The 12,762-nt window shown below is 66.5% G+C and carries 15 protein-coding genes; 6 read left to right on the forward strand and 9 right to left on the reverse strand.

Annotation, left to right across the window (positions count from 1 at the left end; all coding sequences use genetic code 11):
- Window positions 1-145: 145 nt before the first annotated feature.
- The 3 genes from SM191_RS09170 to SM191_RS09180 form a co-directional block, all read right to left on the reverse strand.
- Window positions 146-568 carry a GFA family protein gene (locus tag SM191_RS09170; protein WP_306998340.1) on the reverse strand — a complete coding sequence of 141 codons (423 nt, stop codon included), beginning with the start codon at window positions 566-568 and terminating at the stop codon, window positions 146-148.
- 13 nt (window positions 569-581) lie between these two features.
- Window positions 582-1,043, reverse strand: coding sequence for a GNAT family N-acetyltransferase (locus SM191_RS09175; protein ID WP_341505930.1), 462 nt, complete (start codon window positions 1,041-1,043; stop codon window positions 582-584).
- A 65-nt stretch (window positions 1,044-1,108) separates the two neighbouring features.
- On the reverse strand, window positions 1,109-1,822 hold the full coding sequence (locus SM191_RS09180) for a DUF4163 domain-containing protein (protein ID WP_341505931.1): 714 nt from the start codon (window positions 1,820-1,822) through the stop codon (window positions 1,109-1,111).
- A gap of 106 nt (window positions 1,823-1,928) precedes the next feature.
- Between SM191_RS09180 and SM191_RS09185 the strand changes: the two genes are divergently transcribed.
- The 4 genes from SM191_RS09185 to SM191_RS09200 all read left to right on the forward strand — a co-directional run bounded on the left by SM191_RS09185 (window position 1,929) and on the right by SM191_RS09200 (window position 6,376).
- Entirely contained in the window at window positions 1,929-3,173 is a 1,245-nt protein-coding gene (locus SM191_RS09185; RefSeq protein WP_341505932.1) for a putative DNA modification/repair radical SAM protein, read from the forward strand.
- Window positions 3,174-3,239: 66 nt separating this feature from the next.
- Window positions 3,240-3,725 (forward strand): hemerythrin domain-containing protein, encoded by a 486-nt coding sequence (locus SM191_RS09190; RefSeq protein WP_306998334.1) that lies wholly within the window; start codon window positions 3,240-3,242, stop codon window positions 3,723-3,725.
- 176 nt (window positions 3,726-3,901) lie between these two features.
- A complete protein-coding gene (locus SM191_RS09195; protein WP_341505933.1) occupies window positions 3,902-5,299 on the forward strand; it encodes a UdgX family uracil-DNA binding protein in 1,398 nt (465 codons plus the stop codon).
- Between the two features lie 192 nt (window positions 5,300-5,491).
- Window positions 5,492-6,376 carry a hypothetical protein gene (locus tag SM191_RS09200; RefSeq protein ID WP_341505934.1) on the forward strand — a complete coding sequence of 295 codons (885 nt, stop codon included), beginning with the start codon at window positions 5,492-5,494 and terminating at the stop codon, window positions 6,374-6,376.
- A gap of 6 nt (window positions 6,377-6,382) precedes the next feature.
- On the opposite strand, the gene SM191_RS09205 is transcribed toward SM191_RS09200, so the two are convergent.
- Window positions 6,383-7,180 carry an aldo/keto reductase gene (locus SM191_RS09205; RefSeq protein ID WP_341505935.1) on the reverse strand — a complete coding sequence of 266 codons (798 nt, stop codon included), beginning with the start codon at window positions 7,178-7,180 and terminating at the stop codon, window positions 6,383-6,385.
- A 75-nt stretch (window positions 7,181-7,255) separates the two neighbouring features.
- Here SM191_RS09205 and SM191_RS09210 point away from each other — a divergent pair, with 75 nt between their 5' ends.
- The gene (locus SM191_RS09210; protein ID WP_341505936.1) at window positions 7,256-7,891 is read left to right on the forward strand and encodes a DedA family protein; all 636 of its coding nucleotides are present in this window, start codon (window positions 7,256-7,258) and stop codon (window positions 7,889-7,891) included.
- Here SM191_RS09210 and SM191_RS09215 read toward each other — a convergent pair.
- Window positions 7,846-9,243 (reverse strand): glycosyltransferase family 39 protein, encoded by a 1,398-nt coding sequence (locus tag SM191_RS09215; protein ID WP_341505937.1) that lies wholly within the window; start codon window positions 9,241-9,243, stop codon window positions 7,846-7,848. The genes SM191_RS09210 and SM191_RS09215 overlap by 46 nt on opposite strands.
- An 86-nt stretch (window positions 9,244-9,329) precedes the next feature.
- On the reverse strand, window positions 9,330-9,803 hold the full coding sequence (locus SM191_RS09220; RefSeq protein ID WP_341505938.1) for an Lrp/AsnC family transcriptional regulator: 474 nt from the start codon (window positions 9,801-9,803) through the stop codon (window positions 9,330-9,332).
- Window positions 9,804-9,933: 130 nt separating this feature from the next.
- Between SM191_RS09220 and SM191_RS09225 the strand changes: the two genes are divergently transcribed.
- On the forward strand, window positions 9,934-11,001 hold the full coding sequence (locus SM191_RS09225) for a Glu/Leu/Phe/Val family dehydrogenase (RefSeq protein WP_341505939.1): 1,068 nt from the start codon (window positions 9,934-9,936) through the stop codon (window positions 10,999-11,001).
- A 227-nt stretch (window positions 11,002-11,228) separates the two neighbouring features.
- Here the strand turns inward: SM191_RS09225 and SM191_RS09230 are convergent, their stop codons facing one another.
- Genes SM191_RS09230 through SM191_RS09240 form a run of 3 tightly spaced genes read right to left on the reverse strand, consistent with a single transcriptional unit; the run spans window position 11,229 to window position 12,760 of the window.
- Window positions 11,229-11,702: a hypothetical protein gene (locus SM191_RS09230; protein ID WP_445949837.1), complete on the reverse strand. Its 474-nt coding sequence runs from the start codon at window positions 11,700-11,702 to the stop codon at window positions 11,229-11,231.
- Between the two features lie 24 nt (window positions 11,703-11,726).
- Entirely contained in the window at window positions 11,727-12,269 is a 543-nt protein-coding gene (locus SM191_RS09235) for a demethoxyubiquinone hydroxylase family protein (RefSeq protein ID WP_267434204.1), read from the reverse strand.
- Window positions 12,266-12,760: a disulfide bond formation protein B gene (locus tag SM191_RS09240; protein ID WP_341505940.1), complete on the reverse strand. Its 495-nt coding sequence runs from the start codon at window positions 12,758-12,760 to the stop codon at window positions 12,266-12,268. Before SM191_RS09240 ends, SM191_RS09235 begins: the two co-directional genes overlap by 4 nt.
- Between the last annotated feature and the right edge of the window lie 2 nt (window positions 12,761-12,762).

Genomic DNA, 12,762 nt, shown 5'->3' on the forward strand with positions numbered 1-12,762 from the left:
GTGGGGCGCTTCCACAAACGCAGGGGCCCGGGGGTGATGCCCCACCCCAACCCCTCCCCTGAAGGGGAGGGGCTCGGCTCAGGTCGATTCCATGTCATACGGCCACCTCGTTCAGCCGCATCTCCTCCTCACAAGCCCGCCACCCCTATGCGGGTTTGTCCCGGACGAAGCGAAGCACCCCGGCCAGCCGCGCCGGTTGGTGAGTGTCGCTGGGGTGGTTCACCCCGTCATTGACCGGAACCTCGGCGAAGTCGAAGGGCGATACCCCCTCCAGACAGGCAACGTTGACGCCATATTGATCGGGATTCGATCGCCGCTGATGATGGGTATAGATGCCGCACACCGAGCAGAAGAAATGCTCCGCTTGCCGCGTGTTGAACCGATAGCTGGTCAGCCTGTCCGCCCCCTGAAGGATGGTGACGCCGCCCATTTCGGCGGAGACGACGACCGCTCCGCGCATCCGGCAATAGGAACAGGTACAGCGTCGGACCGTGTCGAACCCGGCGGTCAGCCTCGCCTCGAATCGGACCGCCCCGCAATGGCAGTTTCCCGACACCATGTCGCTCATCCCGCTCTCCCTGTCAGCGCGCCCGCAGATCGAGCGCGAAAAACTGGTTATGCGGGCTGGGCGCATAGTCCGCGAACGCCTCGCACGGCACGAACCCCGCGCTGCGATACAGCGAGACGGCGGGCGCATGGAGCGGCGCGGTTCCGGTTTCCAGGCTGAGGCGGTCATAGCCCCGCGCCCGAGCCTCGCCGATGATATGAGTGAGCATCGCGCGTCCCACGCCCTTCCCACGCGCCTCCGATGCGGCGCGCATCGACTTCACCTCGCCATGGCGCGGGTCGAGTTGCTTCAGCGCGCCGAAGCCGAGCAGCGCCTCCCCCTCCCACGCCGTCCAGAAGGTCACCGCCGGCGCCGACAGGCCCGATGCGTCCAGCGCGAAATCATATCCCTCCATCGCCCCCTGCAATTCGCGTAAGTGGAGCGCCAGCAGATCGGCGACATAGGGTGCGTTCGGGTCGTCCTGTCTGATCTCCACCGGGTCCTCCTTGTCACCACCCCGCGATCGTATCCCGATCGCGGCGGGTGGCAAGGCCGCCGGGTTCAGCGTCCCAGCGCAAAGCCCGTGCGATAGGCGGGCTTCACCGCCGCCAGGATCGCCCGCGTCACCGGCAGGGTCACCTCATAGCTGCCCTCGGCATAGGAGCCCGCGACATAAGGGTCGGCGATCAGGCCGATCCTATCGATCGCCCGGCCGTTGCTCGATCCCAGCAACAGGGTCAGGTCCTTGAGCGGCGGGCAGGCGTTCATCGACGACAGATCCCCCTGGTTGCGCCGCATCTGTTCCGCCTTCAGGCGGGCGCAGTAATCGGTGCGGGTCGCGGCTTGCAGCGCGGCCAACGAGACGAAGACCGATTGGGTCTCCAGCCGCCGCCCCGCCGCCTTGTCCCAGAGCAGCGCCGAAGAGGCGGGCTGACCATGCGCGCCGCCGGTGTAATGATAGCTGTCGCTCGACAGGCTGAGGAAGCGCGGCGTGTCGGTCACGACCTTCCACGTCTTCTGGTAGGAATAGGGGCGAAAGGGGAAGCCGGAAGCCTTGGCCTCCCGCCGATCCGATGCCGCGTCCTGCGCCATTTTCCGGCGAAGGTCGGCCGCCTCGGCATCCAATGCCCGCTTCAACGGCCGGATGCGGCCCGCGACGGCGGGATAGCGATAGGTGAATTCATAATCCGCCGTCTTCGCCTCGATCGCCGCCGTCTGGGCCGCCGCCGGGCCCGCGACGCCCGACAGCGCCAGTGCGATCATCGTTTTCCGCATCGTCCATCTCCCTCAAGCCCACGCAATCTGGATCAACCCGGCTGTACGAACGATGACCGGCGGCCTGCGCCTTGTTCCGCGCCCCGTGAGAACGTATATCGAACAAATGGCGCAACTCGACACCCGTGAGAAGCTGGCGATCCTGGCGGACGCCGCCAAATATGACGCCTCCTGCGCGTCCTCGGGCACGTCGAAACGCGATAGCCGCGATGGCAAGGGGATCGGCTCGACCGAGGGGATGGGCATTTGCCACGCCTATGCGCCCGACGGCCGCTGCATCTCGCTCTTGAAGATATTGCTGACCAATAGCTGCATCTTCGACTGCCATTATTGCATCAACCGCAAATCCTCCAATGTCCGCCGCGCGCGCTTCACCGCGCACGAGGTGGTGAACCTCACCCTCGCCTTTTACCGGCGCAATTATATCGAGGGGCTGTTCCTTTCCTCGGGCATCATCAAATCTTCGAATTACACGATGGAGCAGATCGTCGAGGTGGCGCGAAGCTTGCGCGAGGATCATGGCTTTCGCGGCTATATTCACCTGAAGACCATCCCCGACGCCGATCCCGAACTGGTGCGGCTGGCCGGGGTTCATGCCGACCGCGTGTCGATCAATGTCGAACTGCCCACAGTCGGCGGGTTGCGTCGCCTTGCGCCCGAAAAGGATGCGGCCCGGATCGAGGGCGCGATGGCCGAGGTGAAGACCGCGATCGACGACCGGCAGGACGCGGCCAAGAAGTACAAATCCGCCCCCGGCTTCGCACCAGCGGGCCAGTCGACCCAGATGATCGTGGGCGCGGATGCCGCAACCGACCGCGATATCGTCGGACGCGCGGCGACGCTCTATGACCGCTTCCGCCTTCGCCGCGTCTATTATTCGGCGTTCAGCCCGATCCCCGACGCCTCGGCGGTGCTGCCGCTGCAACGCCCGCCGCTGATGCGCGAGCATCGGCTGTACCAGTCCGACTGGCTGATGCGCTTCTACGACTATCAACCGCGCGAAGTCGCCGCCGCCGCCGATGAGGCGACGGGGATGCTGCCGCTCGACATCGATCCCAAGCTCGCCTGGGCGCTGAAATTCCGGCAGCATTTCCCGGTCGATGTGAACCGTGCCCCGCGCGAGATGCTGCTGCGCGTGCCCGGCCTGGGGGTGAAGGCGGTGGACCGGATCATCGCCAGCCGCAAATGGCGGCGGCTGCGGCTGGAGGATGTGGGACGGCTGACCGTGTCGATCGCCAAGTTGCGCCCCTTCCTGATCGCGGAGGACTGGCGGCCGGTCGCGCTGGCCGAGCGGGCGGACCTGAAACCGCTGGTCAAACCGAAGGACACGCAGCTCGAACTCTTCGCCTGAATGAGAGTGATTCGCGGGTGAAACGGGCGGCGTGGTTCGCCGTTTGCCCTCGCGAAGGAGACGATCATGGCCACCGCCGACATCTATGCCGATCTGAAGCGCGATCACGACAAGCAGCGCGAAATGCTGAAACAACTCGCCGAACTCAAGGGCGACGGGGCCAAGCGCAAGAAGCTGTTCGAGGCGTTCCGCATCGAGATCCAGAGCCACGCCGCCGCCGAGGAGGAGTCGCTCTACGCCACCATGCTGGGCGAGCCCGAACTGCGCGACGACGCCCGCCATTCGGTGTCCGAGCATAAGGAGATCGACGATCTGCTGGGCGAGATGATGGACCTCGACTTCGCCTCGGACGAATGGGAATCGAAATTCTTCCACATGCGTCATCGCTATGAGCATCATATCGATGAGGAAGAGGAAGAGATGTTCCCCGCCGCCGAAAAGGAACTCGACGACGCGACCGAACAGAAGCTCGCCGAAATCTATGAGACGCGCAAACCCATCGAGGCGAAGGAGGCCAAGGCCAACCCGCCCGGCGGGGACGATCGCGATTGATATCCGATGACCTTGATCCTCCCCGGCACGGGGAGGGGGACCATGCAAAGCATGGTGGAGGGGGGGAGCCGCAAAGGACGACCTATGGGGAGCCCCCCCTCCGTCAGGCCTGCGGCCTGCCACCTCCCCGTACCGGGGAGGATCGGTGGGCGATTGCCGCTCACCGCCACTAACCCATGCGCATCGTTACCCTCCCCGCCCCCGACGATTTCGACGCCTGGCGCGACGCCGCACGGGGGCTGATTGCCGACAGCGTGCCGCCCGATCAGGTGGTGTGGCAGGTCGGCGAACAGGTCGGCGACCTGTTCGGCGCGGTGGCGGAAAAGGCCCCGGCCACAGACGCCCCGCGCTTCTCCGTGTCGCGCGGTTTCCTCGACCTCGCGCGCAGCGTCATCCTGTCCCACGACCCGCAGCGTTTCGCGCTCCTCCACACCGCGCTCGACCGGTTGCGTCGCCAGCCGCGGTTGATCGAGGATCAGGCTGACCCGCTGGTCCGCCGCCTCGATCGACTGGCCAAGGCGGTGCGACGCGACATCCACAAGATGCGTGCCTTTCTCCGTTTTCGCGAGACCGAGGATGACGAGGGCTTACGCTATGTCGCCTGGTTCGAGCCCGAACATCATATCGTGCGCGCCAATGCGGCCTTTTTCGTCAACCGCTTCACCACGATGCGCTGGGCGATCCTGACGCCCGAGGTGTCGCTGCACTGGGACGGCAGGACGCTGTCCGAGGGCCCCGGCGCGACCCGGGCGGACGCGCCGGAAGGCGATCCGACCGAGGCGGTGTGGAAGACCTATTATGCCAGCATCTTCAACCCCGCCCGCGTCAAGGTCGGCGCGATGCTGAAGGAGATGCCGCGCAAATACTGGAAAAACATGCCCGAAACCGCGTTGGTCTCAGCACTGATCGCAGGAGCGCAGGCGCGGGAGACGGGCATGATCGACGCCGCCAGAACGGATGTGCGGACGGGGCGCGGCGGCAATGCCCAGAGCGCCTGGGCGGCGTTGCGGGACGAGGCGATGGGCTGCACCCGCTGCCCGCTCCACACGCCCGCCACCCAGACGGTGTTCGGCGAAGGCCCGGTCGACGCGCCGCTGATGTTCGTCGGCGAGCAGCCTGGCGATCAGGAGGATCTGGCGGGCCATCCCTTTGTCGGGCCCGCCGGCCAGGTCTTCGACCGCGCGGTGGCGGAGGCCGGGATCGACCGCGCGCGCGCCTATGTCACCAACGCGGTCAAGCATTTCAAGTTCGAGCCGCGCGGCAAGCGCCGCATCCACAGCTCGCCCAATGCGGGCGAGATCCAGGCCTGTCGCTGGTGGGTGGAGCAGGAACGGCTGCTGGTCCAGCCGCAGGTGACCGTGGCGCTGGGCGCGACGGCGGCGCGCTCGCTGTTCGGCAGGGTGATGACCATCGGGCACGCGCGGGGCAAAGCGTTGACCCTGCCCGATGGCGGCATGGCCTTTATTACCGTGCACCCAAGCTATCTGCTCCGCCTGCCCGATCTGGAGGCGAAGAAGGTGGAATATGCGCGATTCGTGGAGGATTTGAAGCTGGCGGCGGAAGCTTTGGGCTAACGACACGGCTTGGATATGGCCCCATTTTCGTCCAGACCGTGACATAAGCGGAATGACGGGGGTGGACACATGGCGATGGACTTTCGATGGACCGGCATGGTCCTGACGGGACTTCTGGTCCTATTCGCCACGCCCGCTCGAGCGCAGCAGAAGCCGCCTTCGATAGTGCGATCCTCCGTTCGGACGACACCGGTGGTCGATACGGATATCGCCCGTTTCTGGCGCGCATTCGATGCGATCAACGCCGCCACTCCCGCCGATCGGCTGCGGCTGATCCAGACGCTCTACATCGATCCAGGCACGCCCGGCCTTCACGCGCTGATGGCGGCGCGGCGCTACACGGCGCAGGAATATGTCGACGCCATCGCCAAATGGCCCAAATTCTGGGCCTCGGTCCGTCCCCTGACCGCACGGTCGGCCGATGCCACGACGACACTGAATGGCGATGTGGAGCGGTTCCGCCGCCTCTATCCCCAACTCCGCCCCGCCACCATCACCTATGCCATTGGGGTGCTGAGAACCGGGGGTACGACGGTCGGCGACAAGGTGCTGATCGGCGCGGAACTGGGGCTGGGCGATGAGAGCGTCGACGTGTCCGAACTGCCCGAGCCGTTGCGGACGCGGCTGGGCACCTTCTTCCGATCGCGCCCCTTCGCCAACAATGCGCAGAACAATATCCATGAATATGTCCATACGCAGCAGCAGGAAACGCAAGGCAATCTGCTCCAGCAATCGCTGCGCGAAGGCGTGGCGGAACTGGTCGCCGAACTGATCACCGGTCGCAAGCCCGCGCTGCCGGTCTATAGCTATGGCCCATCGCACGAGGCGGCGATCAAGGCGCGTTTCGTGATCGAGATGGGCGGCAACGATTACGACAACTGGCTGTGGAACAGCGCCGCCAATCCCTTCGGTGTCAGCGACTTGGGCTATTTCGTCGGCTATCGGATCGCGCGCCGCCATTATGACGCCGCGAAGGATAAGCGGGCGGCGATCAGGACACTGATCGAGCTGCCCTATGACGATGCGTCCGCCATTCGCGGCTTCGTGGAGCGGACGGGATATTTGCGGGGGGCCTGAGCGCCCTCACATCTCCCTGGGATCAGGCCCGATGCGCCCGTCCGCATCGTCCAGCGCATCGATCGCGGCGATATCCTCGTCGTCCAACCTCAGGTCGCTGGCCGCGAAATTGTCCGCCATGTGCGCCGCATCCGCCGCCTTGGGGATCACCGAAAGGCCATGCGCCAGATGCCAGGCGAGGACCACCTGTGCCGCCGAACGGCCATGCTTCTCCGCGATCCGAACGATCTCGGGGAGTTGCAGCAAATCCCCACCCCGACCCAACGGGCTCCAGCTTTGGGTGACGATGCCCTTGGCCTCATGATAGGCCCGCGCCTCGCGCTGCTGGAAACGGGGGTGGAGTTCGATCTGGTTGACGGCGGGCACCACGCCCGTCGCCTCGATGATCCGGTCGAGATGCTCGGGGAGAAAGTTCGATACGCCGATCGACTTCGCCTTGCCCACCTCGCGCAAGCCGATCAGGCTCCGCCACGCCTCGACATAGGCGTCCTCGGCAGGCACCGGCCAGTGGATCAGATACAGGTCTACCGCCTCGACGCCCAACAGCGCCAGGCTCTCGTCCAGCGCCGCTTCGGCATCACGGTGGCGGTCGTTCCACAGCTTGGTGGTCAGGAAGACATCGGCGTCGCGCAGACCGTCGCCCACTCCCCGCTCATTGCCATAGATGGCGGCGGTGTCGACCAGCCCGTATCCGGTATCCAGCCCGCGCCGCACCACCAGCGCGACCTGCGAATCGGGAATCTGATAGGTGCCCAGCCCCATTCGGGGCATGGACCGGCCGTCGTTCAGGGTCAGCATGGTCATGGCGTCCCAAACCGACCGATGCGCGCGCCGGTTCCGATTGACCCCCGCCCCCCGATCGCGCAAGTCGCTGGCCCCATGGTCGAGCATATTCTTTCCGCGCTGGCGAGCTTCGCCATCTGGGTGATTTCCACCGGTGGCTATCTGGGCATCATGCTGCTGATGGCGATCGAGAGCGCCTGCATCCCGCTGCCCTCCGAAATCATCATGCCGTTCGCGGGCTATCTGGTATCGACCGGACAGTTCAACCTCTACCTCGCCGCGACGGCGGGGGCGCTGGGGTGCAACCTCGGCTCGATCGTCGCCTATGAGATCGGCAAGCGCGGCGGGCGTCCGGTCGCGGAACGCTGGGGCAAATATCTGCTGATCGGGCCGGGTGAGTTGGACGCCGCCGACCGGTTCTTCGCGCGCTATGGTTCGATCGCGGTGCTGATCGGGCGGCTGCTGCCCGTCATCCGCACCTTCATCGCCTTTCCGGCGGGGGTGGCGCGGATGAAGCTCGTCCCCTTTCACCTCTATACGTTTCTCGGCAGTTGGCCCTTCTGCCTGGTCCTGGCGATCGTCGGGCGCGAACTGGGAGAGAAATGGGATTCGGACCCGCGCGTGAAGGCCTTTTTCCACCGCGCCGATCTGGCGATCGGGATCGTGCTGGTCGTGCTGCTCGGCCTTTATGTCTGGCACCGGGTGCGCGGGCTCAAGCGCGCGCAGGACTGAACCAGCCACAGCGACAAGGGGACGGCGATCAGGGCCCAGAGTGCCAGGCCGTTCCACGGGGTCCATCCCCACCATTCGGACGCGACGGTGCGGAGGTCGCCGAAGCGGAAATGCTGCTGGATCACCGCGTCCCACCAGGCCCAGCGGAACGGCGGCGGCGCGAAGATTTCCGCCGCCGCAATGGTCAGGTTGATACCGATCGACACCAGCAGGAACGCGACATTCACCCCGCGCAGCCAGATCGACCGTGTCGCCGCCCAGAAGGGCGCGAGGCCCAGCGCCGCCACCCCCGCCAGCGGCATGGCATGGCGCGGGCCGGTCGCATTGCCGCCCTCCCAATAGACATAGGCGGCATTGACCAGCAGCGCGACCAGCGCCACCCCGCCCGCCGTCAGCGCCAACCCGCGCGTGTCCCGCTCCTCCCCCAGCCGCCACAGTCCGAAGGGTGCCAGGACCAGGATCGGCGCGACCCAGATCAGCCCGCGCGTCGGCCCCGCCAATATCGCCAACAGCACGCGCGGATCGGGGGCGGTCAGGCCGAACAGCCCCCGGTTCATCCCCTCGAACCCGACCACGCCCGAATAGCCGATGCGGAACAGCGTCCCGAACGCGAAGAGATTATAGGCGAGCAGCGGCAGCAGCCCGATCAGTCCCCCCGCGATCAACGGCCATAGCGCCATGGGGTCACGGCGATCACGCCATAGCGCCCATAGCCCGATCAGCGATCCCGCCAGCACCGCCTGATACTCGACCACCACGGCCCAGCCCAGAGCGAGCCCCGCCACCCCCAGCCATCGCCCTCCGCCGCGCGCGATGGCGGCCAGCGCGATGACGAACAGCGCCGCGACGCTGGCATGACCGAGCAGGGTCGTCGCATAGCCCCAGATCGGCGTCCCCAGTGCATAGCCCAGCGCCGCGAACAGCCCCGCGCCCGCCTGCCCCGTCACGCGGCGGCCCAGGTCGAACAACAGGACCGCCGCGATCGCGGTCAGCAGCGCCGAGCCCAGCGCCGAAGCGACCCGCGTCCGCAACCGAAGATAACGGACAAAGCCTTCGTCCCCCGCCGACATCGGATGCCGGTCCGCCCGGTCGCCGGTGATCGCATCGACCATCGCCACGGCGGGCAATGCCATCAGGGTCATGCCCGGCGCCTTGTCGAGATAGACATGGTCCCCGAACTGCGCCTTGTCGATCGTCAGCGGCGCCATCGGGTCGATCGTCGCGGTGCCGTTCTCCACCATGCGGATCGTGGCGAACAATCGGGTGGCGTTGTTGGGGTTCAGCTCCCACGACCCGAACCAGCTCGCCGAGAACCAGACCAGCAGGAAAAGGCCGATCCGGATGCCGCTCAAGCTCTTGCCCCTTGTCATCGTCTTCTCCCCGCTCCGCCGCCGCTATCGCCCCCATTCCTCGCCTGCAAGGGGAGGAATGATCGGACCTATCCCGCCGGAATGGGCAGTGCGCTGGTCGATTTGATTTCCGACAGCGCGACGGTCGAGTTGATTTCCTGCACGCCCGGCAGGTTCGACAGCCGCTCGAAGAACAACCGCTCATAGGATTCGATGTCCGCCGCGACGATGCGCAGCATGAAGTCGACCGAGCCCATCAGGACGTGACACTCCATTACCTCGGGGATGTCCCGGATCGCGGCGGCGAATTCGTCGAGATTGGCGCGGCCATGGGCATTCAGCTTCACCTGCGCGAAGATCTGCGCCTTGAGCCCGACCTTGGCGCGGTCGACCAGTGCCACCCGCCGCTTGATGATCCCGTCGCGTTCCAGCCGGTCGATCCGCCGCCAGCAGGGCGAGGCGGACAGACCCACCGCTTCGGCGATGGCGGCGGTGGACAGACTGGCATCCTCCTGAAGCAGAGCGAGGATACGCCGTTCCCAGACATCGAGATCATGCGGCATGATTATCCGATTATGTCTTCTTTATAGGTATATTCAACCGAAAACAGCGCGTTCGTCCTTGCAATGCGGCCAGTTTCGCCTCGCATCCTGCGCTATCACTCCCCTCGTCAGACCATTCAGGGATTACCGCATGTCGTTCACCGCCCAACATCACCAGGATCTGCCGCCCGAAGAGGTGGTGACATTCTATGACCGGGAAAGCGGCGCGCGGGGGATCATCGCGCTCCATTCGACCACCCTGGGACCGGCGGCGGGCGGGTGTCGGTTGTGGCGTTATCCCGATCACCACACCGCCACGCTGGACGCGCTGCGGCTGGCCGAGGGCATGGCGCTCAAGAACGCGCTGGCCGAGCTGCCCTTTGGTGGGGGCAAGGCGGTGATCTGCCTGCCCGATGGACCGTTCGACCGGGCCGCGCTGTTCCGCACGTTCGGCCGGCAAGTCGCCGCGCTCAAGGGCCGCTATGTCACCGCCGAGGATGTCGGCACCAGCGTCACCGACATGAGCGAGGTCGCCACCCAGACCCGCCATGTCGCCGGACTTCCCGCCAAGGGCGCGCAGCCGGGTGGCGATCCGTCGCCCTGGACCGCGCTGGGCGTGATGCAGGCGATGCAGGTCGCCGTCCGCCACCGGCTGGGCGCGGAGCTGTCCGACGTGACCGTGGCGGTGCAGGGGCTGGGCCATGTCGGCTATGCCCTGTGCGAATTGCTGCACGAGGCGGGAGCCAAGCTGGTCGTCGCCGAACCGCGCAGCGAGGTCGCGGCGCGCGCCGCCGACCGGTTCGGCGCGATGGTGATGAGCAGCCGCGCGCTGCTGTCGGCGAGGGTCGATGTGCTGGCGCCCTGCGCGCTCGGTGGTGTCCTGAATGCCAGGAGCGTGGCGGAACTGAAGGCCAGCGTGGTGTGCGGCGCGGCCAACAACCAGCTGGTCGATGACGGCATGGCGGAGCGCCTAGCCGAACGCGGCGTGCTCTACGCGCCCGACTTCCTCGTCAATGCGGGCGGAATCGTCAATGTCGCGGGCGAGTATCTGGGCTGGCGCAAGCCGGAGGTCCGCCGTCGCGTCCTGGCGATCGGCGCACGGATGAAGACCGTGCTCGCCCAGGCCGAGCGAGGCGGGCTGACCCCGCACCATGCCGCGCGTGGAATCGCGCACGACCGTATCGCGCAGAGCCCGCGGGTGCAGGCGGAGGCGGCCTGACCCATGGCCTTGGACTTCGCTCAGGCCGAACGGAGGGTGGGAAAGTATCCCAACCCCCGTTCACGCTAAGCGAAGTCGAAGCGCGCGTCTCGCCCTATCAACAAGCACCATTCCTCCCTGTAAGGGGAGGGGGACCATGCGCAGCATGGTGAAGGGGGGATTCCGCACAGGTCACCCTCGCGGAAATCCCCCTCTCATACCCCTCCCCAATTCCGGGGAGGACGCGATCAAGGATTCTGCGGTTCCTCGTCCCGCTTGCGCTGGGCGTTGACCGCGCGATTCTCCCGCGCGCGCTGGACGAAGCAGCCCGTCGCGCCGCCCGCGCCGACCGCCGAGCAACTGCCGATGCTGTTCACACCGGTCCCCTCGTTGAGCGTACCGGTCGCGCGCGCGGCCCAGCTTTCATTCTCGGGCGTCACCTGAAGCTCGCGAAGCTCCTTGGGAACACGGAACTGCTCCTCGGCGCTGCGGCGAACGCAGACGACGATCTCGTTGCCATTGGTGTCGGTCGGGCAGCGTTCGTTGCCGAACAGGGTCAGCACGCCGTTGACCGGCGCGTTGCGGGATACCTCGCCCGGCCCCTCGATCGGCTTGGCCTTGATCGCGCCCGGTGCCGCGACCTGCTGCGCCATGACGGGGCCGCCCGCCGCAATCATCGCCAAGCCCGTCAGCGCTGCCCAGCGCCATGAACGGTGGAACATCCTCTCTCTCCCGCTCGTCCGACGTCAGACCCGCTTGGCCGCGGCGATCGCGACCTTGCAGCCTGCCCGGATCAATCCATACAGCACCGGATAGGCGATCGCCTCCTCCGCGCCCGCGCCCAGCGCATGATCGCGATGCTCCAGTTCCTCGGCCTGGAAATCGGCGATCGCGTTCGACAATTCGGGGTCGCTGTCGCCCAGTTCGTCGAGCTGCGCCTGATAATGTTTGTCGATCTCGGTCTCCACCGCCGCGGTGCAGGCCATCGCCGCCTTGGGGCTGATCGCCGCCGTGATCGCGCCCAGCGCGAAACCCGCCTTGTCCCAGAAGGGCTGGAACAGCGTCGGGCGGACCCGGCGCTCGGCGATCATCCGGTCGAAAAAGGCGCGGTGACGCTCCTCCTGTTCGGCCATGTGGTGGATGGCGCGGGCGAAGGGATGCCGGTCGCCCAGCACCGCCAATTGCCCCGCATAGATGCGGGTCGCGCCATATTCCCCGGCCTGGTCCACCCGGACCATCGCCTTCATCGGTTCGCGCCGGTCGCCCGGCATCCAGCGAAGCTGGCTCATCGTGCCTTCCTCATCAACACCAGGATCGCCGCCGCGCCTCCCAGCGACAGGATCGCGTTGAAGCCGGCCAGCGAAATCCCGCCCAGGGTCCATTGCGCCACGTCGCAGCGAATGACCGGCGCATGCATGATCGCATTCAGCCGGTCGGTCGCGCTCAACCCATCCAGGTTCACCGTCGAGGTGCAGGCGGTAAAGCCCTGCCACCAGCCATATTCGACCCCGGCATGGGCGACACCGATCGCCCCCGACACCGCGATCAACAACGCGGCAAGGATGACAAGCGATCCCCGGATGCTGCGCTGGGCCACGAAGAAGGCGGCAAGTGCGGGCACCAGCGCGGCGTAATGCGGCCAGCGCTGCCAATGGCACATCTCGCAGGGGTAGAGGCCGGCGAACACCTGGCTGCCCCAGGCCCCGGCGAGCAGCGCCAGCGGCAGGAAGAAGGCGATCAGGTTCGCCCGTGTCTCGTTGCGGGTGCGGGGGGTGCTCATCG

This window comes from Sphingomonas sp. 2378 (genome assembly GCF_038084995.1).
In the GTDB taxonomy this organism is placed as follows: Bacteria; Pseudomonadota; Alphaproteobacteria; order Sphingomonadales; family Sphingomonadaceae; genus Sphingomonas.

Excerpts from the sequence above, each read along its gene's own strand:
- SM191_RS09170 (WP_306998340.1), bottom strand. The coding sequence starts at position 568 with ATGAGCGACATGGTGTCGGGAAACTGCCATTGCGGGGCGGTCCGATTC.
- SM191_RS09180 (WP_341505931.1), bottom strand. The coding sequence starts at position 1,822 with ATGCGGAAAACGATGATCGCACTGGCGCTGTCGGGCGTCGCGGGCCCG.
- SM191_RS09185 (WP_341505932.1), top strand. The coding sequence starts at position 1,929 with ATGGCGCAACTCGACACCCGTGAGAAGCTGGCGATCCTGGCGGACGCC.
- SM191_RS09190 (WP_306998334.1), top strand. The coding sequence starts at position 3,240 with ATGGCCACCGCCGACATCTATGCCGATCTGAAGCGCGATCACGACAAG.
- SM191_RS09195 (WP_341505933.1), top strand. The coding sequence starts at position 3,902 with ATGCGCATCGTTACCCTCCCCGCCCCCGACGATTTCGACGCCTGGCGC.
- SM191_RS09205 (WP_341505935.1), bottom strand. The coding sequence starts at position 7,180 with ATGACCATGCTGACCCTGAACGACGGCCGGTCCATGCCCCGAATGGGG.
- SM191_RS09210 (WP_341505936.1), top strand. The coding sequence starts at position 7,256 with ATGGTCGAGCATATTCTTTCCGCGCTGGCGAGCTTCGCCATCTGGGTG.
- SM191_RS09220 (WP_341505938.1), bottom strand. The coding sequence starts at position 9,803 with ATGCCGCATGATCTCGATGTCTGGGAACGGCGTATCCTCGCTCTGCTT.
- SM191_RS09225 (WP_341505939.1), top strand. The coding sequence starts at position 9,934 with ATGTCGTTCACCGCCCAACATCACCAGGATCTGCCGCCCGAAGAGGTG.
- SM191_RS09230 (WP_445949837.1), bottom strand. The coding sequence starts at position 11,702 with ATGTTCCACCGTTCATGGCGCTGGGCAGCGCTGACGGGCTTGGCGATG.
- SM191_RS09235 (WP_267434204.1), bottom strand. The coding sequence starts at position 12,269 with ATGAGCCAGCTTCGCTGGATGCCGGGCGACCGGCGCGAACCGATGAAG.
- SM191_RS09240 (WP_341505940.1), bottom strand. The coding sequence starts at position 12,760 with ATGAGCACCCCCCGCACCCGCAACGAGACACGGGCGAACCTGATCGCC.